A 22,653-nucleotide genomic window follows, 5' to 3' on the forward strand; every position below is an offset into this window, starting at 1 on the left:
AAAAAAACCACGATGATAACTGGTTAAACGCTTGAGAGCTGTTGTCTTTTTATACTGTTTGCAGATTTTTTTATAGCTTTACCTTATCCAAAATAAAATCAATATCTTTATCGCCGCGCCCTGATAGATTAACCAAAATCGTCTCATCCGCTGACATATCCTTGGCGATTTTCATCGTATAGGCAATGGCATGTGCTGACTCTAAAGCAGGAATGATACCCTCAAGGCGTGATAGCGCCATAAAGGCTTCTAAACATTCTGCATCAGTCGCTGATTCATACGTAGCCAGTTGCAAGTCTCGTAAATGCGAATGCTGTGGTCCAACGCCCGGATAATCTAGACCAGAGGCAATCGAATGTACCGGTGCTGGCTCACCTTTTTCATCGAGCAATACATAACACTTAAAGCCATGAATCTCGCCTTTGACGCCGAGCGACATCGTCGCCGCATGATTGGGCGTATCCAAACCTTCACCTGCGGGTTCGACGCCGATTTTTTGTACCTCTGCATCATCAAAAAAGCCGCTAAACATGCCGATAGCATTGGAGCCGCCGCCAACACAAGCGACCACCTTATTAGGCAGCTTACCCGTCGTCGCTAGAAACTGCGCCCGTGCTTCATGACCAACCACTGACTGAAAGTAGCTGACCATTTCAGGATATGGCGCAGGCCCCAATGCCGAGCCAATCGCAAACATGCTAGTATCAAGCTCATTCAAATAAGTCTCAAAAGCGCTATCGACCGCTTCTTTTAGCGTACCTGCACCGCGTGAGACTGGCACAATATTGGCACCCAAAATCTTCATCCGGCTGACGTTTGGATGTTCTTTTTTAATATCGACCACACCCATGTGAATCTCACACTCCAACCCCATCAAGGCCGCTGCCGTTGCCAATGCGACTCCGTGTTGCCCCGCGCCCGTCTCGGCAATGACCTTTTTTTTGCCTAATTTCTTGGCTAATAAAACTTCACCCAAACAGTGATTAATTTTGTGTGCGCCCGTATGGTTTAAATCCTCACGTTTAAAATAAATCTGCGCGCCGCCGCAATGCTGGGTCAAACGCTGCGCATGATAAATGGGACTTGGACGACCGACATAAGTCTCACGTAAGCGCTTCATCTCTTTGATAAAGTCGTCGTTTTTAACAATCTCACGAAAGCCTGTCTCAATCTCACTCATGGCTTTAGCAAGCTCTGGGTGAGCAATTTTGCCACCGAACTCACCATATAAACCCTCGCTATTTGGCAAGATAGATTGATGTAAACCGTAGCCAATGGCGGTATTTTGCGTTGTCATATAAAAGCCTTATTATTTTAAATGGAGTATTGATATCGGAGCTTTTGCCTAATTATTTAGCTTTTTTAAGGATAAGAATAATTGAATGTATTTGTGTTCTAGTACATTGAAACAAGATAATAAGCGAAATTACTTATTTGGTCAAGTTTACGCCTTACTATAGAAATAATTGGCTAAATCATTAACTAAATGCTGGCAAGAATAATCAGTAAATTAAAAGCGCTTTATATCTATAACTATTACAGCAATCGCGTGACTGAAATAATAACGCAACCTATGTTTGCTAATATAGCGCTCTTTCGCCTTGCCGCACCCTTGCGGTCAAAAACTAATATTATTTAACTCAGGCTTTTTTAGCTTAAATATCAAATTAGGACATACCATGCAACGACGCCAACTGATTAAAGCCATGGGTTTAAGCTTAGGTGCGATCAGCACCTCCGCTGCGGTAAGTGGCTGTCAAACGCTTGCCAAGCAACCAAAACTACCTAGTACAATCACCCAAGTGGGACACTTTCCTAATATTATCGTTGGTAGTGGTTATGGCGGCGCGGTATCAGCACTGCGGTTGAGCGAAAAAGGTCATAAAGTGCTGATTGTTGAGATGGGGATGCGCTGGGACAGAACACCCGAGCATGATACCTTTTGCAAAATGATTACTGCTGATAAACGCTCAAGCTGGTTTAGCAATATGCCAAACGCCCCTATCCCGATTCCGATACCTATCAGAAAATATCCTGGGGTTTTAGATTTAATCGAATATGACGACATGAAAGTCTTTGCTGGACGTGCTTACGGTGGCGGCTCTATCGTCAATGGTGCGATTGCCATTCAACCAAGACGTTCGCACTTTGAAGAAGTGTTTCCGTGGATTGATTCTAATGAGATGTACGACACTTATTTCCCACGCGCTATGAAAGAGCTAAAAGTCAGCCAAATTCCTGAGTCATTTTTTAATCAATCCGAGCACTACGAATTTACTCGTTCGGCTGAACGCCAAGCAGAAAAGGCGGGGATGAAAACCGAATTCTTTGGCAACAGCTACGATTTTGACTATATGCAAAAAGAAGCGCGCGGTGAAGTCTATGCTTCAGGACTGGGCGGTGAAGTCATCTATGGCAATAACGCTGGCAAGTATTCACTGGATTTAACTTACTTAAAAGACGCTGAAGCCACTGACAACGTCACGGTAAAAACCTTGCGCAAAGTAAATAGCATTCAAGCACTGGATAATGACCAACTGCGCTTAGAAGTTCATGTTGTTAATATGACGGGCGGCATCGATAAAATTGAGCATTATACTTGCGATAAGCTATTTTTAAATGCTGGCAGTACGGGCACTTCAGAGTTACTGCTTAAAAGCCAAGCTGAAGGGAAATTAAATAACTTAAACGAACATATCGGACAACATTGGGGACCCAACGGCAACATCATGACGGGTCGCAATTTCGTCCACGCCGCGGGCACTACCCAATCTACCATTCCGGTCAAAGGTATCAATATGTGGGATGGCGATAGAGACGGCTCGAAGTACAAAATCTTTGCCGAACTCGCCCCATTACCGCTAGGTCTTGAGACGTGGACGACGCTATATCTCGCCATCACAGACAATCCAGAACGCGGCAATTATTACTATGATAAAGCCACCAAAACCGTCAAGCTCAACTGGAAACGCGAGCAAAACGAGTACTCGGTAAATGCTGCTAAAGAGCTGATCGAAAAACTCGCCAAAGTAAATGGTGGATCGACTTCAAGTTTGCTGTTCACCAAAGGCTTCGGCGATAACTTCTGCTATCACCCGCTTGGCGGCTGCGTATTAGGCAAAGCAACGGATGAGTTTGGGCGCGTAAAAGGGCATGAAAATATCTATGTGCAAGATGGCGCGTTAATTCCCGGTAGCGCTGGCGTCAATCCGTATGTATTTATCACCGGACTTGCTGAGCGTAATATGGCGACTATTTTGAAGGAAGATTTTGAGTAGAGTTTTAGGATTTAGAGGTATGAAAAACGCTCTTGATGGGCGTTTTTTTGGATTTGAAGTTAGTTTAAATTTCTTAATAATAATGACTAGTTTTAAACGGTACACTATACAAATCATACCCATACCCATACCCATACCCATACCCATACCCATACCGAGCTAAAATCAATAACTAGTTAATATTTTACTTATCTGATTTTTTATTTTCATAAAGTTGTTATTCTCTATAACTCTCTCATCAAAATCCTCCCTCCAAATATAAAAATCTGAAAAACTACCGTTGCCACCATTCATCGACCCGTAGCTATAATAAATATCTCTAATTGTACTCTTGGCGTCTTCATTGGATGCTAATGAATAATCTATTTGATTCAATATTAAGTTAATACCTCTTATCCAATTGTCCTCATGCTCTTGAATTAGAACATCTCTCATTTGAATAAAAAGTTCGTTCAATCTTACTAATTTATCTAAGTCGCTCATGATAGACTTCTTGTGAATAATTAAAGTTTTGTAGATATTATATATGAAAGCCTACAACACATAATAAAAGAGGATAACTAATGAAACTGCGCATCTTAAAATCTGCCGTGACCAACCCTTGGTTTAACCTCGCGACCGAAGATTGGATATTTAATACGCTCAATCCCGACTCGCACACGCTATTCTTATGGCGCAATAGCGAGACCGTGGTCATTGGGCGCTCGCAAAACCCATGGGTAGAATGCAAAATCGATAAGATGGAAGCTGACGATGTATTTTTGGCGCGGCGTCAGAGTGGCGGTGGCGCAGTGTTTCATGATTTAGACAATACCAACTTTACCTTTTTGTCGCCCAAAGCCGACTACGACCAAGACGCGAACTTCACCATTATTATTAATGCGCTAAAAAAGTTAGGCATAGACGCGGATTTATCTGGCCGTAACGACATGCAAGTCGGTGATAAGAAAATATCAGGCAGCGCTTTTAAACATGCGGCGGATCGTAGCTTTCATCACGGGACATTACTCGTGAACGCCAATATGCAGAAGCTCGGCGATTATCTCAATCCGCATCCGCTTAAGCTCAAAGCAAAAGGCATTAAATCCGTCCGTGCGCGCGTCGCCAACTTGGTTGAGTTTAATGCAGACATCAATCACGAGACCTTATCCGAGGCGATTATCGAGGCGTTTTGTGAATACTATCGTGACACTGATTATGGCGACACTACGCCAGTCGAAGAATTGGATGAAGCCACGCTTGCAAAAGAGCCGTCATTAAACAAATACTATCAACAAATGGCAGATTGGGATTGGCGCTTTGGCAAAACCCCTGAATTCAGCCATCATATTGAGACGCGCTTTGATTGGGGCATTATTGATTTGCACCTTGATGTGAAGCAAGCAGTGATACGCGATGTTGTCATCTTCTCTGATGCGCTAAACGTTGAATTGATTGAGCTATTAAAAGACACGCTGACTGACATTAAATATAATAAAGTCGACATCAAAACCAACCTTGATGAATTAGGCAAAGCGCATGCGGATTTGGTGGCGCAGATTGATGATGTGTCTGAGTGGTTACGTAATGAGATGGAAGGTTAGATTTTGATATTCAACTAAAAACTGTAGATATACATTTTTCAGAAGGTTATAAATTATAAGGTATTTTTATGAAATATTTACACGCAATGATTAGAACCAATAAACTGAAAGAAACCCTTACCTTCTACTGCGATCTTATGGGTCTTAAACTGCTTAGAAAAAAGGATTCTGAAGCAGGACGATTTAGCCTGTATTTCTTAGCGACTCATGAAGGCGCGCCAGAGATTGAGCTGACTCATAACTGGGACGAGCAAGAATACACCAACGGCAATAACTTTGGGCATTTTGCTTTTAGAGTCGATAATATTTATGAGCAGTGTGAGATATTTATGGCAGCGGGTGTCGAGATATTGAGACCACCTAGAGATGGCTATATGGCTTTCGTCAAAGACCCTAACCATATCTCAATCGAGCTACTTCAAGACGGTGAGCGCTTAGCACCTATAGAACCATGGATTTCAATGGAAAATATTGGTACATGGTAGGCTGTAGAAAGCATTTCATGTACCGTTTTATAAGAAGATAAATATGTAAAATGCGTAAATGGATTTTCTGCAGCTTGTGTTGGTATATAGCAATATCTTTTTGACTATAAAAGCCATTCAACCGGCAGCCACCCTATCACTGTCAACACGATGCTACGCAGGATAGTAGATCCAGGCTCCAAAGTGCTCACCGATCCCGTATTAGAATTGATCCAGACCAGCTTTCCATCGCGCTGTTCAATGCGCCAAGCCAGTCCGTTTATTCCTTCATCGAATGCTTTGTGTACTTTTTGCGCCATCTGCTCACTGTTGATGAGCAAACCCATTTCGGTGTTTAATCTAGTAGACCGAGGGTCAAAGTTAAACGATCCCACAAAAATTCGCTCTCCATCAATCGCAAAGGTCTTTGAATGCAGGCTAGCGCCTGTCGATCCGAATGGCCCTAAACGGTTAGAGCGAGCATCAGGTGCCGCTTTGCTACGTAACTCAAAAAGCTCAACGCCACTCTCGAGCATGGCTTTGCGGCGCTTAGCATAACCGGCATGAACGGGCAGCACATCTGTTGCCTCCATCGAGTTGGTCAGCATGCGCACATCGACACCGCGCGACTCAAGCGTAGCAAAGGCTTCTACGCCCTCAGTACCGGGAACAAAATAAGCCGACACCCCATCAAGGCGGGTCTTAATGTCACCTACTGCATCCTTTAGCCGGCTTGCCAATAAATCTTTACGAGGCACGGCGCCTTGGCCTTTTATTGGATCATCACTCACTAACACAGCCGTTGTCCATTCTAAATCAATCTCTCCTGCCGCGAGAGATGCCACGATGTTCGAGCTATGCAAAATGGCTTTGTACTCGCTCATCTGTGGATCACCCTTGAATCCAGCTAATCGTGTACCAATCGGGTCATTCACTTTATGTATTCCGACGATCAGATCTGCTGGATAAACAGATAATGCCGCCCAATAGCGGTCAAAATCAGCAGCGATCTGCGGAACAATATCCCCTACCGCCATGACATCAAAATCAACGAAAAGTGGTGTCGAACCAGTGCCAAAATACTCATCACCGACGTTTCGACCACCAACTATGGTCGCGCGCCCATCTACCGTGAAAGATTTGTTATGCATTCTTCGATTCAGTCGGAAAAAATCAAACCCATAAGACAGTATCTTCGCCGTGCGCAGATTAAAGGGATTATACAATCGCACTTCGATATTCGGATGGGCAACGAGCGCTGCTATCTCAGTATCGATTCCCGTTGTACCATTGTCATCTAGCAACAACCGTACGCGTACACCTCTATCGGCGGCGCGAACTAAAGCATCAAGTAGCAAAGTACCCGTTAGATCAGCATGCCAAATATAGTATTGAGCATCAATGCTCGAGACAGCCGCATCTGCTAAGAGTATCCGTGCAGCAAACGCGTCAGCCCCACTTTGCAATGATGCAATCCCTGTTAATCCTTTATGTGCAGCTTCAAGCTCAATCAGTGACTCGGCTAAGGGTCCGCTCGTGGCTTTTGGCAACACGGTTGTATCTATTCGCTCTTCTATTTCCGGAATGGTAAAGGTCAATCGGGCAATAAAAATGGCGCTCCCGACAACGGCAACAATAAAGAAAAGCACTTTCAAAATCATATTAAAATTTTCCGTTCTATACTGGAGGGACACTGTGCATTAGCGCTGATACTACTATAGCGTCATTAGTGCTAAATAATGTCATTATTCAAGTCTCTATTGTGTATACAGTAATGTGTGAATGTCTCTGTAGATTAACCCTTAATTAAGTTTATGGAAAAATCAAAAATTTAAGCAACCATAGCATACGTAAAATTACTGCAACTAGGGAAACATTGATAACTATCGATACAGTAAGACGCTGACGACTGCGTTCCACTTCATTTTCCGTCTTATTGGTATGATGCCAGTAGCACTCATTCCGTTCCATTCGACAACTACACCAATACAATGATCAGCACCCTTATTACTACGCCCCTATATCCAACCCTCTCTTTACTCCACCACCAAACCATTCAAAATAGTTTTGACCTCGCTAACATACTGACCCAAATCTGGCTCTAAATGAAAGCCTTTTACTGGAGTGGGTAAGCCTTTTTGCTTGCCAAGTCTAACGATAATCACGTTCTCTTCTGGTAGCACTAATACGCGCTGCCCCAAATGACCGAGCATGGCATAAAACGGAATCGGAGCGTCCATATCCGTCCACACCGAATGTCCGTAAACTTGCGCTTGCCCTTTTGCAAAGGCTTGGGCGTTTGGTGTAATCATAAATTCAACATGCGCTTTGCTAAGCAACTGCTTACCTTGCCATTCGCCACCGTTTAGCAGTAATTGTCCAAATTTGGCAAAATCTAAAGCACTGGCATTTAAACAGCAATATACTTTTTCAATTTTCCCTGCCCCATCAAGCGACCAATACCCATCGCTTTGCATACCTAAAGGCTGCCAAAACTTTTCTTCTAAATAGCTAGAAATGGTATAGCCGTGGGGCTCTAATGCTCGTGATAAAGCAATACCAAGCATTTGCGTATCGCCTGACGAGTATTCAAACCTACCACCGCACTCCTCGACAAAATCGCGTTTGACCATTTGCTTGACTAAGTCATGACCGTAATAGGATTCCGCAGTGGGATTAATGGGGAAATAGTAATCTTCAGTCCAATCATAGCCTGAGGTCATCGCTGAGAAATCTGCAAGCGTACAGTTTTGCGCATACTTGTTGTCTGCGTATTCAGGTAGCCATTTAGTAATCGGCTCATCAATGCTACCGATATAACCGTCTTCTACCGCTTTGAGATACAGCATGGTCGTGACCGTTTTTGCCATCGAAAAACTATTGGTATGTGAATTCTCATCGTAGCCTTGCCAGTAGCTCTCATACAAAAGCTTGCCATCTTTAATAATCGCAAAGGCGACAGTTTCATCAGTATCTAGAGCGTTTTGCAAAGTAGGTGTCAGCCTGACTTGCTCAAAGCTGGGATCTTTTTCCCATTCGATAGTATCTTTGGCATGAATAGTACGATTATCAAAATCAACATAATCATCGATATTAGCAGTCGCTTCGCCTTTAAGATATGTCAGCTGTAGACCGCGAAAGATATAGGCATTGCCCGTCACTACTAAGCTTAAGCTAATAATAATGAGTAGCGCTACAATAGGTAAAACGATCCATTTAAACAGGGTTTTTAACACAACCATTATAAAATCCTTTTTTATGGCGTGGTCGGTGCGTACGATTGAGTATCGCTGGTAGGGTTTAATTTAGCATGGATAAACGGTTTTGGGAGATGGATTTTCGGGTAGTGAGCGTAGATTGTAGGCTGAATGAAAACCATATCTACGGACGATTATTCATAAGTTTCTGAAAATAATAGATAAAATATGGCAGTGCAAATATAATTATCAAAACACTATATAGAGTAAGTCCAAAAACTAAGTAATCATTATGTGAATCACCGCCACCGTACGATAGGTAATAATCTAACCCCATCATTACTAAGCCTAGAAAAGGTATCAACATTGCTACTTCAAAGTGCTTAACCGCAAAACTCTTCGAAGTATATTTTCCTTTACGATAAAAATATAAGCTTGCTATAAGGTGAGACAATAAGGCTGGCACTATAATGACCGAAAAGTATATAAGGCTTATGAGACCTGTAGGGTCTGAAGCATAGACTGATGAAGATACCATCATGGCAGATGCAAATATGAATAGCTTTTTTGACATACGTCTTCTCTAGTCTCTACATACCGATTTAGTATCTTCTCATATCCTCATAGTATTTATTAATTTAAAATGTAGGCTGGGCTTAGCCCAACGAACCATAAAACAAACATTAGAGCTTTATTTCGCCATTCGAAATTAAATTGATTCCATGATTATGAATTGTCATATGCTTTCCAGATAAAGATTAAAATTTACTCTATAAAAAACGGTAAGGAATTTCTCCCCTACCGTCTGATGAATCTTACCCTATATTTTAAACTAAACCTTAAATACTTGCCGCAACCTCTGCACCATCACGAATCGCGCGTTTAGCATCCAGCTCAGCTGCCAGTTTTGCACCACCGATTAGATGGTATTGCGCGTCTGGCGCATCACCGACGTTTGGCATCAGCTCAACGACTGATTCTTGACCAGCACAGACCACGACGCTATCGACACGTAGCAACTGGCTTTGACCTTGATTGTTAGTGATCCAAATACCTTCATTGGTGATTTTATCGTACTGCGCACCTGATACTTGGATGACCCCATGCGACTTAACATGAGCGCGATGTACCCAGCCAGAGGTTTTATTCAGACCACTACCCAGACGACCTTTGGTACGCTGTATGAGATAGACTTGGCGGATAGGCTTGATGGCTTCAGGTTTAATCAGACCACCCTCAGTTTGATAGTCAGTATCAGAAGTCACGCCCCATTCTTCACGCCACTCTTCGATAGACTGAGCTTTTGGACGATAGCTTGGATCTTTTAGCAACTCAGGACCTAGCTCATCAAGCGGCTGACCATGTTTGGCGGTCAAATATTCACTGACATCAAAGCCAATACCACCCGCACCAATAACGGCAACCGTATCACCGACTGATTTTTCACCAGAGAGTAATTCAGCATAGCTCATCACTTGTGGCAAATCTGCGCCTTCTAACTTGCCCGCCAAGCTTCTAGGGACAACACCAGTCGCAACGATGACATGGTGGAATTTGGCTTTTTCTAGCATGGCTTTATCAACTTTGGTATTGAGTTTAATCTCAACACCTAGATGCTCAAGCTCATTGATATAGTAGCGAATGGTCTCAAAGAATTCTTCTTTACCAGGGATGACCTTGGCATAGTTAAACTGTCCACCCAGGATGTCTTTGGCTTCAAATAAAGTCACTTCATGACCACGTAGCGCGGCAACATGCGCCGCTGACATACCAGCAACACCGCCACCGATGACGGCGACTTTTTTAGGTTTTTTGGTTTTCTTATAAACCAATTCCGTCTCATAACAAGCTTGCGGATTGACCAGACAAGTCGAGCGTTTATTCTCAAAAGTATGATCAAGGCAGGCTTGGTTGCAGGCGATACAGGTATTGATGCGATCGGCTTGACCATTTTTGGCTTTATTGACCCAATGCGCATCTGCTAAGAACGGACGCGCCATTTGAATCATATCTGCCTGACCACTGGCAACAATTTCTTCAGCGGTTTCTGGCATATTGATACGGTTGGCAGCCATCATCGGAATACTGATATGCTTCTTAATTTCAGCAGTGAAATCAACAAAAGCCGCACGCGGTACACTAGTAACGATGGTCGGCACACGTGCTTCATGCCAGCCGATACCGGTATTCATGATGGTCACGCCTGCTTCTTCTAACGCTTTGGCAACAGTGATGACTTCATCCATGACGTTACCGTCTTTGACCAAGTCAATCACTGATAAGCGGAATAAAATAATAAAGTCTTCACCGGCAGCTTCACGTACGGCTTTGACCACATCGACTGCCAACTTCATACGACCTTGAATATCACCACCATATTCATCAGTACGCTTATTCACATGACGTGATAAAAACTGATTGAGCAAATAGCCTTCTGAACCCATGATTTCGACACCATCATAACCAGCTTGTTTAGCCAATTTTGCACAGCGCGCATAGTCTTTTACCGTTTGCTCAATATTTTTGATGCTCATCTTACGCGGTTTGAAAGGCGAGATTGGCGATTTAATCGGGCTTGATGACACGACAAATGGATGGTAACCATAACGACCACTGTGCAAGATTTGCATGATGATTTTGCTGTCATACTTATGTGCGGCGCGGGTGACACGCTGATGATTAATGACGTCAGCACGCGTATTCATGGTACCGCCAGCAGGCAGCAACCAGCCTTCGCGATTGGGCGAAATGCCGCCCGTAATCATCATCGCCACGCCGCCCTTGGCACGCTCTGCAAAATACGCCGCCAGTTTACCGTAGTTATAAAAACGATCTTCAAGCCCTGTATGCATCGAACCCATGACCAGACGGTTTTTAAGCGTCGTAAAACCCAAATCTAACGGCTCAAATAAATGCGGGTAGTGTTCATTGGTGCTGGAAGTCTCAATCGTATTGGCAGTGCGGCTGGCGGACATATCATTTTCCTTATGAATGGTTTGCTGGGATTGCTTCGTTAGTATAGTTATGCTGCGGGATTTAACGTTATGCTATCCTAACACACCGCTATTATTATCAGCTATGCAGACAAGCGACTGATGAGTGAACACTAATTAATAGCAGCACTGAATGATTCTATCTAATGATGAGGTTTTTGCAGCTAGTTAAATAAACTCCACAAAACCCGTCCAAATTTTGCCTGCGACTGTCTATAATAATCAGACCCTGATACAGTCGATTGGCGACAGCAGAGCACCATTACTGCGTCATCCACTATAAAAACATACGATAAAGGACTATCCACATGACAGACTTCCATACCGGTCTCGGCAAAAATGCAGCCAACTATCAACCGCTTACCCCTATTGACTTCATTATCCGCAGCGCTCAGGTCTATCCTGACAGAACCGCTATCATCTATGACGATCTTGAACATAATAATCTGACCCAAACATGGCAACAGACTTACGATCGTTGCAGACAACTGGCTGATGGTCTGCGTAAATTAGGCATCGATAAAAATGACACGGTAGCGGTCATGATGCCGAACACGCCAGCGATGGTCGAATGCGCCTTTGGTGTACCGATGTCAGGCGGGGTACTTTGCACCCTTAATACCCGTCTTGATATTAACGCCCTGACCTTTTGTCTGCAACACTCAGAAGCCAAAGTATTAATCTTAGATAGCGAGTTTGCTGAGCATGCTGAGATGATCAACGAAGCCTTTCCCAACCTTATCGTAATTCATGCGACCGATGCAGCGCTCGATATCGGGCGCTTTGGGCAAATGACCTATGAAGAATTAATCGCCAGCGCAGACAGTTTGGACAATTGGGAAAAACCGCTCGATGAATGGGATGCTATCGCCCTCAACTATACCTCTGGCACCACTGGCAAGCCTAAAGGCGTGGTGTATCATCATCGCGGTGCCACGCTCAATGCTATCTCCAATATTTTAGATTGGGATATGCCCAAGCATCCCATGTACCTATGGACACTGCCATTATTCCATTGTAATGGCTGGTGCTTTCCGTGGACGATTGCCGAACGTGCAGGCGTCAACGTCTGCTTGCGTAAAATTGACGCTGATTTAATTTTGCAGCTGATTGCCAAGTATAAAGTCTCGCATTATTGTTCAGCGCCTGTGGTGCACAATATGATTGCCGGTGGCAAGTCTGAATATAAACAAGCCATTACTCATGAAGTTAAAGGCTGGGTCGCTGGTGCACCACCGTCTGAAACCATGCTCGCCGCCATGGAAGCGATGGGCTTTCATATCTCCCACGTCTATGGACTGACGGAAGTCTATGGTCCAGTCACCGTCTGCGCTGAGCAACAAGAATGGGATAATCTTGATGTCGCTGCGCGCGCGCAGAAAAAATCACGTCAAGGCGTGACCTCGCATTTGATGACTGGGTTTGAGGTATTTAAACAAGGCACCACTGAGCCAGTTGCCGCTGATGGCGAAGAGATGGGAGAGCTGGCACTGCGCGGCAATATGGTGATGAAAGGCTATCTAAAAAGCCGTAAAGCCACCGAAGAAGCCTTTGCTGATGGTTGGTTCCGTACTGGTGATTTGGGCGTCAAATATCCTGATGGATATATCAAAATCATGGACAGGCTAAAAGATATCATTATCTCAGGCGGGGAGAATATCTCTAGTATCGAAGTCGAAAACGTCTTATATAAAATGCCTGAAATCCAAAGCTGTGCTGTCGTTGCCGCACCACATGACAAATGGGGCGAAGTGCCAGTCGCATTTATCGAGATTCATGCTGGCAGTACCTTACAGCGCGACCATGTCATGGAACACTGCAAGCAGCACTTAGCAGGTTTTAAAGTGCCAAAATATATTATCTTTGCTGAAATACCAAAGACCAGCACCGGTAAAGTACAGAAGTTTGAGCTACGTCAAGCGGCCAAATCATTGGCACACGAAACACCTAAAGTAATAGCAAGCGCCAAATAAGCCTCTGAAAGATTAAATTATGATTTATAAAAAAGGGTCAGACTAATTAAGCTAGACTGACCCTTTTTTAATTCAGCACTCACTTATTTTTGAACCTTCTATTAATCCATCTATCAACCAAGCCCATATTAATTAAGCTTAGGCTCGAGCCATTGGTAAACCAGCATGCCTATTATCATTGCTGGGATAAAGACATAAGCCTGCCACTGTCCTGTACCAAGTAGCACAATTCCAGGGCCTGGGCAAATACCGACCAAACCCCAACCGATACCGAACAACATCGCGCCGATTAACAGTTTTTTATTGATAGTGGTTTTGGTTGGCATCTCAATTAAGGTACCAATCCAGCTGCTCTGTTGACGCTTGGCCAATTGCACACCGACAAGCGCTACCATTAGACCCCCACCCATGACCAGCGCCAGTGAAATGTCCCATGCACCAAAGACGTCCAAAAAGCCCTGTACTTTAACAGGATCAGTCATACCTGATATCAGCAGTCCAAAGCCGAATAATAACCCTGCCAGTAACCCAATTATATTTTTTAGCATGTTTTTTCTCGCACCTAATATGTTAATCCAAGCTGTTATAAATAGTATTCAACGCTGTCTTCGCAACGTGCCGTCTATATGCTGTTTAAATGAAACCCAAGACATGCCGACCAAGATAAACGGTCACAATACCAAACAACATAAAGGTCACCGTCGCCGCCATTGAACGTGGCGATAGTCGCGCATTACCACAAATACCATGTCCACTCGTACAGCCTGAACCCAAACGCGTACCAAAGCCAACCAATAAACCTGCAACGATTAATAGCGGTAACGAGGTACTGACCTCGACATCCGGTAGCGGTCTTACCAATTTATATAACAATGGCGAGATGACTAAACCTGCGATAAATAATACTTGCCACATTTCTACACGCTTGGGTTTGAGCAGGCTGGAAAATATACCACTGATACCCGCAATACGACCAATACCTAACAATAGAATAACGGTCGCCACTCCTAGCATTAAACCGCCTACCAAGGAGATTGGCGTAAATGCCTGCCAGTCTATTTGTATACTCATAATATTTACCTAAGCCAATTTTTATCAAAAACAGTTTTGAAATTCGTTTTATATAAATACATTATATGATAAAATATAATAAAAGGGTAAAAAAATACTGAACCCTCGTTACACAGGTTCAGCATTCTTTTTTACTCTAAAAATATCTTATACGATAAAGATATTATTTAGCCAACACTTCATCAAGCGCTTTTTCAAAACGTTGTACTGCACTGTCCACATCAGTCAATTTATCTAAACCAAATAAACCCAAGCGGAAGGTTTTAAAATTATCAGGCTCGCCTACTTTTAATGGTACACCAGCAGCGATTTGCATGCCAGCTTCAGCGAAAGCACTACCTTTATGCATGTCATCGCGGTCGGTGTAAGCAACCACTACGCCAGGCGCTTCAAAACCTTTTGCGGCAACGCTTTCAATACCTTTGGCTGCTAGTACTTCACGAACACGCGTGCCAAGCTCCCACTGTGCCGCGCATAATGTCTCAAAACCAACTTCTTTGGCCTCGTTAACGGTATCGCGGAACTGGCGTAAGCTATCGGTTGGCATAGTCGCATGGTAGGCATGGCCGCCATTTTCATAAGCGCGCATGATATTTAACCACTGTTTTAAATCTAGGCTAAAGCTATCAGACTCGGTGCTGTCTACTTTTTGCACGGCAGCGTCGCTCAGCATGACCAGACCTGCGCATGGAGTGCTGCTCCAGCCTTTTTGCGGTGCGCTAATAAGCACATCAATGCCCAAATCTTTCATATCAAGCCAGACGCAACCTGATGCGATACAGTCAATGACCAATAAGCCGCCAACGCTATGAACGGCCTCGGCCAATGCTTTTATATAATCTTCTGATAAAATAATACCAGATGAGGTTTCGACGTGCGGGGCAAAAACCATGGCTGGTTTTTCAGCTTTGATTTTAGCAACCGCTTCATCGATAGCGACTGGAGAAAACGGCTTTGGCGTATCACCCGCTTCACGATTGGCAGTCAATACTGTAGAGGATTTGGCAATCTTGCCTTTTTCTAAAATTTGCGTCCAACGATAGCTAAACCAACCGTTACGGATAATTAAGCAGTCTTCGTCATTGGCCAATTGGCGCGCCACTGCTTCCATTCCATAAGTGCCAGCACCAGGAACAATCACCACCGCATCAGCGTTATAAACTGATTTTAGGTTGCTAGATAAATCATTCATCACTTGTTGAAAGACTTTTGACATGTGGTTTAGGGCACGGTCAGTATAAACCACTGAGTATTCTAATAAGCCGTTTGGATCAATATCTTGACGTAATGCAGTCATGGGACGCTCCTAGTATGATAAGAGAAAATGTTGTTACTGAGTTTTTAGGTTTTGGGCATGATTGAGATTTTGCCACATCACTGATATTTTTTGCTCTACCGATTATAGGGGGTAACTTAGCAAAAAACCAACCCTTGTTTAGCGATTGGCTTGGCAAATGGTTTAGTGACTAGCTTGGAAAATGGCTTAACGACCTCGATGCGCCTCTTGTAATCCCGACACCACAAAATCCAGCAATTCATTGTCACCTTCACGTGCTGCTTTACGCATCAGCTTCGATGGAGCGTGGGTTAGCGTCTGGGTTAAACGGCGCGACAGCTCAGTGATAATGTCCTCAGGGCTGGCATTATCCTGTTGCAACTTAGCAATGGATTGATGCAGCAGTTTATCTACTTGGTCATGGGTTCGCGCGCGATACTGCTGAATATCTTTGCCGACTTGGCGCACTTGAAAGCGCCGATCCATCTCAACGACCAATTGACTGACGAGCAGCTCCGCATCGACAGCCGCTTGCCTACGCTGCTCAATATTACCAGCAATCACATGTTGTAAGTCATCGACCGAATACAGATAAACATCATCGATACGGCTAATGGTAGAGTCGATATCGCGCGGCACTGCCAAGTCAATCATCAGCATCGGCTGATAGCGACGGCTTTTAAGCGCGCGCAAGGTCATGGTTTTATCTATCAGCACATCCATGCTACCACTACAGCTACTGACAATATCAGCTTCTGCCAATACTTGCGGCAATTCTTGCAGCGCTCTCACCTCTACGACACGATCTGGTCGACGCAGTTCAGCGGCCAATGCTTCAGCGCGCTCAGGATTACGGTTACAAATAATAACCTTTCCGACCCCAAGCCCGGCGATATGGGTCGCCACCAAGCGATTCATCTCGCCTGCTGCGACGACTAATAAGGTGCGACTGGGTAACTCGTCAAATATCTGCGTCACCAATTTGGCAGCAGCATAGCTGAGTGAGACTGCTTGAGCACCCACTTGGGTCTCGTTACGCACGCGTTTAGCGGCAGCAAATACCTGATCGACAATCCAGCCGAGCTGATTGCTCAGTGCTTTTTGATCCTGCGCCAAATGGACGGAACGCTTGATTTGACCGAGTATCTGCGGTTCACCCAATATCATTGAGTCAAGACCAGCGGCGACCCTGAGCCAATGGGTCAAGGCATGAGTGTCACGGTGTACATAAAGATAAGGGTCAATCTCGTCCAATGACAGCTGTTTAAAATCAGCCAGCCATGCTTTGATTTTTAAAATATGAGTACTGATGACCGCCGAAGCAGTTTGCGCACCGATTGCAATATTGCTGGCAATAGTATCAGTAGCTTGTGGCTCCGCTAAATGCGCCCCTGATTCTGGAGTTAATAAAATTTGCGGAACCAGCGCATAAATCTCAGTACGGTTACAAGTAGAGACAATCACGCTACCATCGGTAAAGCGCTCTAGCTGTTTAAGGGCGATAGTCACATCCTCACCAACAAGCGCCAAGCGCTCTCGTAGAGCGACTGGTGCGGTTTTGTGATTGACCCCAATGACCACTAATCTCATTATTGATAGACCATAAATATAACGTTTACCTACCAGCCAAACGCTCTTGGAAGGTTAAAAAACCCTATTCAAGCAGCAGTTTTAGAAAACAGTTTTTCACAGACAGCGCTTGCTAAACTGTCTTTGAAAAAATGTCTTTAACCAATCATGCGCACGATAGATATAGTGCAAACGCTTAAAAAGCGCTTATTATATCATTATTGCTAGCTTTATTTAACAGGCAACGCTTGGCGATGTTATTTGTCTGTATCTGGGCGCAGCGTCGATAAATCAACTGCTATGAAGGCTTTTAAAGTAAACGCTGTTAAATAGATAAATTTAAAAAACGCTAGTCGCATTTATCTTGTCTATTAGCAATGGCAGGTTATTCAATAGTTGAGTAATTCAAGCCAACTTACGATAAATTTAGCAGTTACTTAATCCGCTAAATATTGCTAATATCTGAGTAACACGGACGCTATTGTTTATCCCCTCAATCTACTCTTATAATGCTAGTCACGGGTTTTCTTCGTAGCTGTTTTTAGAATAATAGCAATAAAATCACCTTGTTATGCTGCAAACGATTTTACGGGTAAATAATAGGTAAACACTGCTAGCTATGATTTTTTTTGGCTCATCCTTTAGATTGCAACCTATGCATCATGATCAGTCTCGCCTGCGCGCTTTATTGCACGCTATTATGGAGCGGCTATACCAGCGCCATCAGCTAACTTTATCGTTGGCCGTTTGCTTATGCCTAGGATTACCTGCCCACGCTAAATATGTCAGCCCCTCATTACATATCAGCTCTTATAATATCTCTTCCGTCGTCGCCAATGATGCCAATACTAATAATGTAAATATTAATGATGCTAGCAGCGAAAACTTTATTGCTACACCTGCTCATAAAACGCTTGCTAAGCAATCATTATCTCAAGAGCCATCTATTCAGCAACCATCAACTCATCAGCCCCAAACAACTGAAAATATTGCTGATGATGTGAACAATCTAGCACCAACAACCAGCGGGCAAACGTCGCTTGGCGAGCCGAGCTTGTATGCGCTTTTAGATGCCGAATTTGCCGCGGATCGTGATGACACCGACCGCGCGGTGACCATCTATAAGCAGCAGTCTTTTAAGCAAGATGCGACGGCGGTATTTGAGCGAGCGCTAAGTTTATCTTTACGCAATGAGAGCGTTGAGGATTCTCTGCGCTTTGCTAAAACTTGGCAAGACCAAAACCCCGACCACGTGCCTGCTTGGTTTTATGTGGCACATTTAGCCTTGCGCGCTCATGATTATGAGTTGGCAGGCGAAAGCCTTAATCGTATTCTAAGTTACGACCCGCGAGCCGATCTTAGCGAAATCCTGATAGGCATTTATCCCAATACTGATGAAGATAAACGCGAACTGCTCGCTGCCTTGCAACCTATTGATAGTGAGCAGAACGCTTCGCTATCGGTATTAAAAGCCGGTTTGCTATATCAGTTTAATGAACCTGAGATTGCTATTGTTCATATCGATCGTGCCTTAGCGCGTCAACCAGATTATGTACCCTTTATCACTTTAAAAGCCGATATATTACGCAAGACTGAGCCGTCAGAGGCAGTTATCAATTATGTCAGCCAAGCACGCTTACGTAACCCTGACAGCAAAAGCTTATACTTATATGAGATTCGCTACTTACTTGATTTGCGGCAAAGCGAGCAGGCTTGGCAGCTGTTACTTGACGCCCATGAGCGCTTTGCTGATGACGCCGAAATTACCTTGCTAGCCGCACTGGTCAGCTTAGACGTTGAAGAGTATGCCACTGCCGACCAGTTGCTTAATATGCTGGCTAAAAACCCTTCTTATCTTGATCAAGCTTATTATTATCTGGGTATCAGTGCTGAGCGCCAGCAGCGCTTTGAGCAAGCAAAATACTATCTCAATGGCGTTATGCAAGAGGACTTGGTATTAGAAGCGCGTCGAAAAGTGGTGTCGTTTGAGCTGCTCAATGATGACGTCGAGTCCGCCATCGCTACCCTAGAAAAACTGCGTAAAGACTTTAGTATCTTCGCCCCTGACAGTTTTGTCATGCAAGCGGATATTTTGTGGCAGCAAAATGAGTCCGATGAAGCGCTACGGTTATTAACACGCGCCAGTCGTAAATACCCCAATAATGAGATGCTGCTGTTTGCCCGCGCTCAACTGCTTGATGATAAAGAAGACTATATCGTTAAGCGCACTTTATTGAACCATTTGCAAACGCTCGACCCAACCAACCTCTCCTATCAGCTTAGCTACGCGCAGTTATTGCTAGCCAATGAGCGCAGCTCTGAGCAAGGTTTGGCGCTAGCAACTTCTATTATTCAAATCCGCTATGATGACCCGCGCTATGACAATGATTTGCATCTGCAAGCATTGAATATACTGGCAGCGGATGCCTTAGCAGCTGAGAACTACCAGCAAGTCATCGACTATCTACAAACGCCATATGACGTCTTCCCGACTCTACGCTCAGGCACGCTGCTGCTACGCGCTTATCAAGGTTTGGGTAATAATGAAAAAGTCGAAGCTTTACTCGCAGATTTACAACAGCGTTTCTCATTCGGGCAGCGCAACGTTAACGACCGTATACAGCTTTATTAATGCGCTTTTTGCTTAAAGTTTATCTAATACTGACAATAAAATACGGCTAGACATAAAAAAGCTTGCCATAAAAACTACAAGTCAGTTATAAGAAATGAACAGCCGTGCATCAGCGAGTAACAAATAACGCTTAAGCTACTCTCTTTTCGAAACAGTTTTTTTGAAATATCTAATTATCGAAACTTTTAAATATATGAGCTTCTAAACATCAAAAAAATAATTTTGTAAATTTGTCACTTTTGAGGAACAACCATGTCAACATCAAAAAAACACCAGCCAACTAAACTGGCGCTATTTACCGCTTTAACCACCGCACTCGTTATTACTTCTGGCTGCCAATCATTAAAAACTGCCAATGCTACCAACCAGCCCATTGGCACGGTACAAGGTCAAAATGCTGAACAGCCTAAAAAGCTTGAGAACTTTAATATCACGGGCAAAATCGGGGTCACAACGCCTGGCAAAGACAATACAGGAAACCAAGGCGGTAGTGCTTTCTATGCATGGGGGCAACAAGATGAACGCTTTGCCATCGAATTGATTGGCGCGCTCGGCATTGGTAAAACAAATATCGAATATAATGGTCAATCAGCGACTTTAATCAGCGAAAAGACTGGCACTTTAACCGCTACTGACCCTGAAACCTTGCTCAAAAAAGCTACAGGCTGGCAAGCGCCGATTTCACAAATGCCGTATTGGATATCAGGTCGCCCAGCGCCTTCGGACAGCGCGCCACAGCTTGATGCTCAAAACCGTTTGATTAGCGCGGTGAATGGCGAATGGCAAGCCAGCTTTACTTATAAAGGTAATGATAAGCTGCCAAATAAAATCAGCGCGGTGCAATCACAAGGCAATAAAGTAGTGATGACCATCGATCATCAAAAATAATAACAATACGTAGAAAGTAGAACACACTGTTATCTTTACGAACAATTCATAAAGACGCATATTCATGACTGAACACACCATGCCAACATCGGTTACCACGCGCTTATCACCGGCCAAGATTAATTTATTTCTGCATATTACCGATAAGCGCGCTGATGGCTATCATAATTTGCAAACCGTCTTTCGCCTGCTCGACTGGGGCGATTATCTACATTTTTCGACAGCAGATAAATTAATATCTACTCTTGATAACTCAGTAAATAACAGTCGAGTAGATATTAATAGCCTGTGTGGTCAGCTGCTAACGTTGGCTGGTGCCGACACGATAACCAGCAGCATAGAGGACAATTTAATCTTTAAAGCGGCTAGCGCCCTACTGGTAGCGGCCATAGACTCAAATAAGCTACCTGCGCAACTACCGCTTGTGCAAGTGACTTTAGATAAGCACTTGCCAATGGGCGCAGGATTAGGCGGTGGTTCATCCAATGCCGCAACGACATTGATGACACTTAATAACATTTGGCAGCTTAATTTTACTCAAAGCGAGCTGATAAACATTGGTACTAAAGTAGGCGCGGATGTGCCAATATTTATCTTTGGTCAAGATGCGATTGCGATGGGTATTGGCGAGGAGCTGACGGCCATTGATTTAGCAGAGCAGCAATATTTAGTATTGACGCCTAACGCCCACGTGAACACTGCTAAGCTGTTCGCTCATCCGCAACTACAACGAGATATCACCGCGCTATCGATTGAAACCATTCAAAACCAGACCATTGATTATGTGCAATATTTAAACAAGCCTTATCAAAATGTCTTTACACCTGTAGTCATCAGCCTTGCTCCTGCCGTCGATGAAGCGTTACGTTATTTGCAAGGATTAGAGTCACAAGCACTCAGCACAGCACGGATGACCGGCTCTGGTAGTGCCGTATTCTTGCCATTGGATTCAAGTGTTACGATTGATAAAGCGCTGTTGGCAAAATGGATTAAAGATGCGCCTTGTGCAGGGTATATGGTTGGGAGTTTGTAAGTTTAGATGGAATTGATAACGCAACTTTTTTAGCCTAAAGGTTATTCATAATGAAAATAAATTTTTTCACGCTATCAACAAGTATTTTGGCACTTTCAATAGCCGTGACAGGCTGTACCAACAATTCTGATACTCAAAACGTCACGTTACCTAAGCCAAAAGTATCTATCGATAATAGGGCTAGTGATGTCAGCATTAATGCCTCTGAAAATAAGCCATATGCTAAGTTTTTTACCTATCCATATGAGCATGGTGCGGAAATAGAACCAGCTATGGGCGGTACTTTAGTTATGAAAGATGGTTGTTTGCTTATCCACAACGGTGATAGGCTTAACGTTCCTGTTTTTCCTCATGGTATAACCACCTGGAATGAAGAGACACAGACTCTGACAGCCAATGGCGTTGATATACCTTTAAACACTGAGCTATTTACTAATGGATCCTTAGACGGCGGAAAATACGATCCTAACTACGATTACGATTTTGAGCAACAAGCAGATCCTAAATGTTTGGAAAATAGGTATATCCAATTTTTGGGTTCACAGTTCATGGATGTCAAAGATTTGCCAAATCATTAGCCTATACAAGCTAAAAATTCAACCAAACACTGCCTATAGCGTGTAAATAGAATTATTATAAAGACAGTGTATAAATTTTCATTAACTCAACATCCGTTTTATTTTCAACCTATTTAGA

The 22,653-nt window shown here is 43.7% G+C and carries 17 protein-coding genes; 8 read left to right on the forward strand and 9 right to left on the reverse strand.

Annotation, left to right across the window (positions count from 1 at the left end; translation table 11 throughout):
• Positions 1 to 70: 70 nt before the first annotated feature.
• The gene (trpB, locus tag JMX13_RS09540) at positions 71 to 1,276 is read right to left on the reverse strand and encodes a tryptophan synthase subunit beta (RefSeq protein ID WP_413786315.1); all 1,206 of its coding nucleotides are present in this window, start codon (positions 1,274 to 1,276) and stop codon (positions 71 to 73) included.
• Positions 1,277 to 1,679: 403 nt separating this feature from the next.
• Here trpB and JMX13_RS09545 point away from each other — a divergent pair, with 403 nt between their 5' ends.
• Complete coding sequence (locus JMX13_RS09545; protein WP_201612277.1) at positions 1,680 to 3,278, forward strand: GMC oxidoreductase; 1,599 nt, start codon at positions 1,680 to 1,682, stop codon at positions 3,276 to 3,278.
• Between the two features lie 165 nt (positions 3,279 to 3,443).
• Here the strand turns inward: JMX13_RS09545 and JMX13_RS09550 are convergent, their stop codons facing one another.
• Positions 3,444 to 3,761 carry a hypothetical protein gene (locus JMX13_RS09550; protein WP_201545444.1) on the reverse strand — a complete coding sequence of 106 codons (318 nt, stop codon included), beginning with the start codon at positions 3,759 to 3,761 and terminating at the stop codon, positions 3,444 to 3,446.
• A gap of 80 nt (positions 3,762 to 3,841) precedes the next feature.
• Between JMX13_RS09550 and JMX13_RS09555 the strand changes: the two genes are divergently transcribed.
• Positions 3,842 to 4,861, forward strand: a complete 1,020-nt coding sequence (locus tag JMX13_RS09555; RefSeq protein WP_201612278.1) for a lipoate--protein ligase — start codon at positions 3,842 to 3,844, stop codon at positions 4,859 to 4,861.
• A 68-nt stretch (positions 4,862 to 4,929) separates the two neighbouring features.
• Positions 4,930 to 5,346: a VOC family protein gene (locus tag JMX13_RS09560; protein ID WP_201612279.1), complete on the forward strand. Its 417-nt coding sequence runs from the start codon at positions 4,930 to 4,932 to the stop codon at positions 5,344 to 5,346.
• A 104-nt stretch (positions 5,347 to 5,450) separates the two neighbouring features.
• Here the strand turns inward: JMX13_RS09560 and JMX13_RS09565 are convergent, their stop codons facing one another.
• The 3 genes from JMX13_RS09565 to JMX13_RS09575 form a co-directional block, all read right to left on the reverse strand.
• Complete coding sequence (locus tag JMX13_RS09565; protein WP_201612280.1) at positions 5,451 to 6,986, reverse strand: phospholipase D family protein; 1,536 nt, start codon at positions 6,984 to 6,986, stop codon at positions 5,451 to 5,453.
• A 375-nt stretch (positions 6,987 to 7,361) separates the two neighbouring features.
• Positions 7,362 to 8,567 (reverse strand): serine hydrolase domain-containing protein, encoded by a 1,206-nt coding sequence (locus JMX13_RS09570; protein ID WP_201612281.1) that lies wholly within the window; start codon positions 8,565 to 8,567, stop codon positions 7,362 to 7,364.
• 794 nt (positions 8,568 to 9,361) lie between these two features.
• Positions 9,362 to 11,497, reverse strand: a complete 2,136-nt coding sequence (locus JMX13_RS09575; RefSeq protein WP_201612282.1) for an NADPH-dependent 2,4-dienoyl-CoA reductase — start codon at positions 11,495 to 11,497, stop codon at positions 9,362 to 9,364.
• A gap of 326 nt (positions 11,498 to 11,823) precedes the next feature.
• On the opposite strand from JMX13_RS09575, the gene JMX13_RS09580 reads away from it, so the two are divergent.
• Positions 11,824 to 13,488: an AMP-binding protein gene (locus JMX13_RS09580; RefSeq protein WP_201612283.1), complete on the forward strand. Its 1,665-nt coding sequence runs from the start codon at positions 11,824 to 11,826 to the stop codon at positions 13,486 to 13,488.
• Positions 13,489 to 13,616: 128 nt separating this feature from the next.
• Here the strand turns inward: JMX13_RS09580 and JMX13_RS09585 are convergent, their stop codons facing one another.
• The 4 genes from JMX13_RS09585 to hemA form a co-directional block, all read right to left on the reverse strand.
• On the reverse strand, positions 13,617 to 14,036 hold the full coding sequence (locus tag JMX13_RS09585; protein ID WP_201612284.1) for a DUF6691 family protein: 420 nt from the start codon (positions 14,034 to 14,036) through the stop codon (positions 13,617 to 13,619).
• Positions 14,037 to 14,121: 85 nt separating this feature from the next.
• The gene (locus tag JMX13_RS09590; protein WP_149490459.1) at positions 14,122 to 14,559 is read right to left on the reverse strand and encodes a YeeE/YedE family protein; all 438 of its coding nucleotides are present in this window, start codon (positions 14,557 to 14,559) and stop codon (positions 14,122 to 14,124) included.
• Between the two features lie 163 nt (positions 14,560 to 14,722).
• Positions 14,723 to 15,856, reverse strand: a complete 1,134-nt coding sequence (locus JMX13_RS09595; RefSeq protein ID WP_201612285.1) for an aminotransferase class V-fold PLP-dependent enzyme — start codon at positions 15,854 to 15,856, stop codon at positions 14,723 to 14,725.
• A gap of 186 nt (positions 15,857 to 16,042) precedes the next feature.
• Complete coding sequence (gene hemA, locus JMX13_RS09600; RefSeq protein WP_201612286.1) at positions 16,043 to 17,425, reverse strand: glutamyl-tRNA reductase; 1,383 nt, start codon at positions 17,423 to 17,425, stop codon at positions 16,043 to 16,045.
• A gap of 634 nt (positions 17,426 to 18,059) precedes the next feature.
• On the opposite strand from hemA, the gene JMX13_RS09605 reads away from it, so the two are divergent.
• From JMX13_RS09605 to JMX13_RS09620, 4 genes are all read left to right on the forward strand, one after another.
• Complete coding sequence (locus JMX13_RS09605) at positions 18,060 to 20,036, forward strand: tetratricopeptide repeat protein (protein WP_227686281.1); 1,977 nt, start codon at positions 18,060 to 18,062, stop codon at positions 20,034 to 20,036.
• Positions 20,037 to 20,288: 252 nt separating this feature from the next.
• The gene (lolB, locus tag JMX13_RS09610; RefSeq protein ID WP_201612288.1) at positions 20,289 to 20,924 is read left to right on the forward strand and encodes a lipoprotein insertase outer membrane protein LolB; all 636 of its coding nucleotides are present in this window, start codon (positions 20,289 to 20,291) and stop codon (positions 20,922 to 20,924) included.
• A gap of 64 nt (positions 20,925 to 20,988) precedes the next feature.
• Entirely contained in the window at positions 20,989 to 21,957 is a 969-nt protein-coding gene (gene ispE, locus JMX13_RS09615) for a 4-(cytidine 5'-diphospho)-2-C-methyl-D-erythritol kinase (RefSeq protein ID WP_201612289.1), read from the forward strand.
• Between the two features lie 50 nt (positions 21,958 to 22,007).
• On the forward strand, positions 22,008 to 22,535 hold the full coding sequence (locus tag JMX13_RS09620; RefSeq protein WP_201612290.1) for a hypothetical protein: 528 nt from the start codon (positions 22,008 to 22,010) through the stop codon (positions 22,533 to 22,535).
• Positions 22,536 to 22,653 lie beyond the last annotated feature (118 nt).

Source organism: Psychrobacter immobilis, from assembly GCF_904846285.1.
Taxonomy (GTDB): Bacteria; Pseudomonadota; Gammaproteobacteria; order Pseudomonadales; family Moraxellaceae; genus Psychrobacter; species Psychrobacter immobilis_D.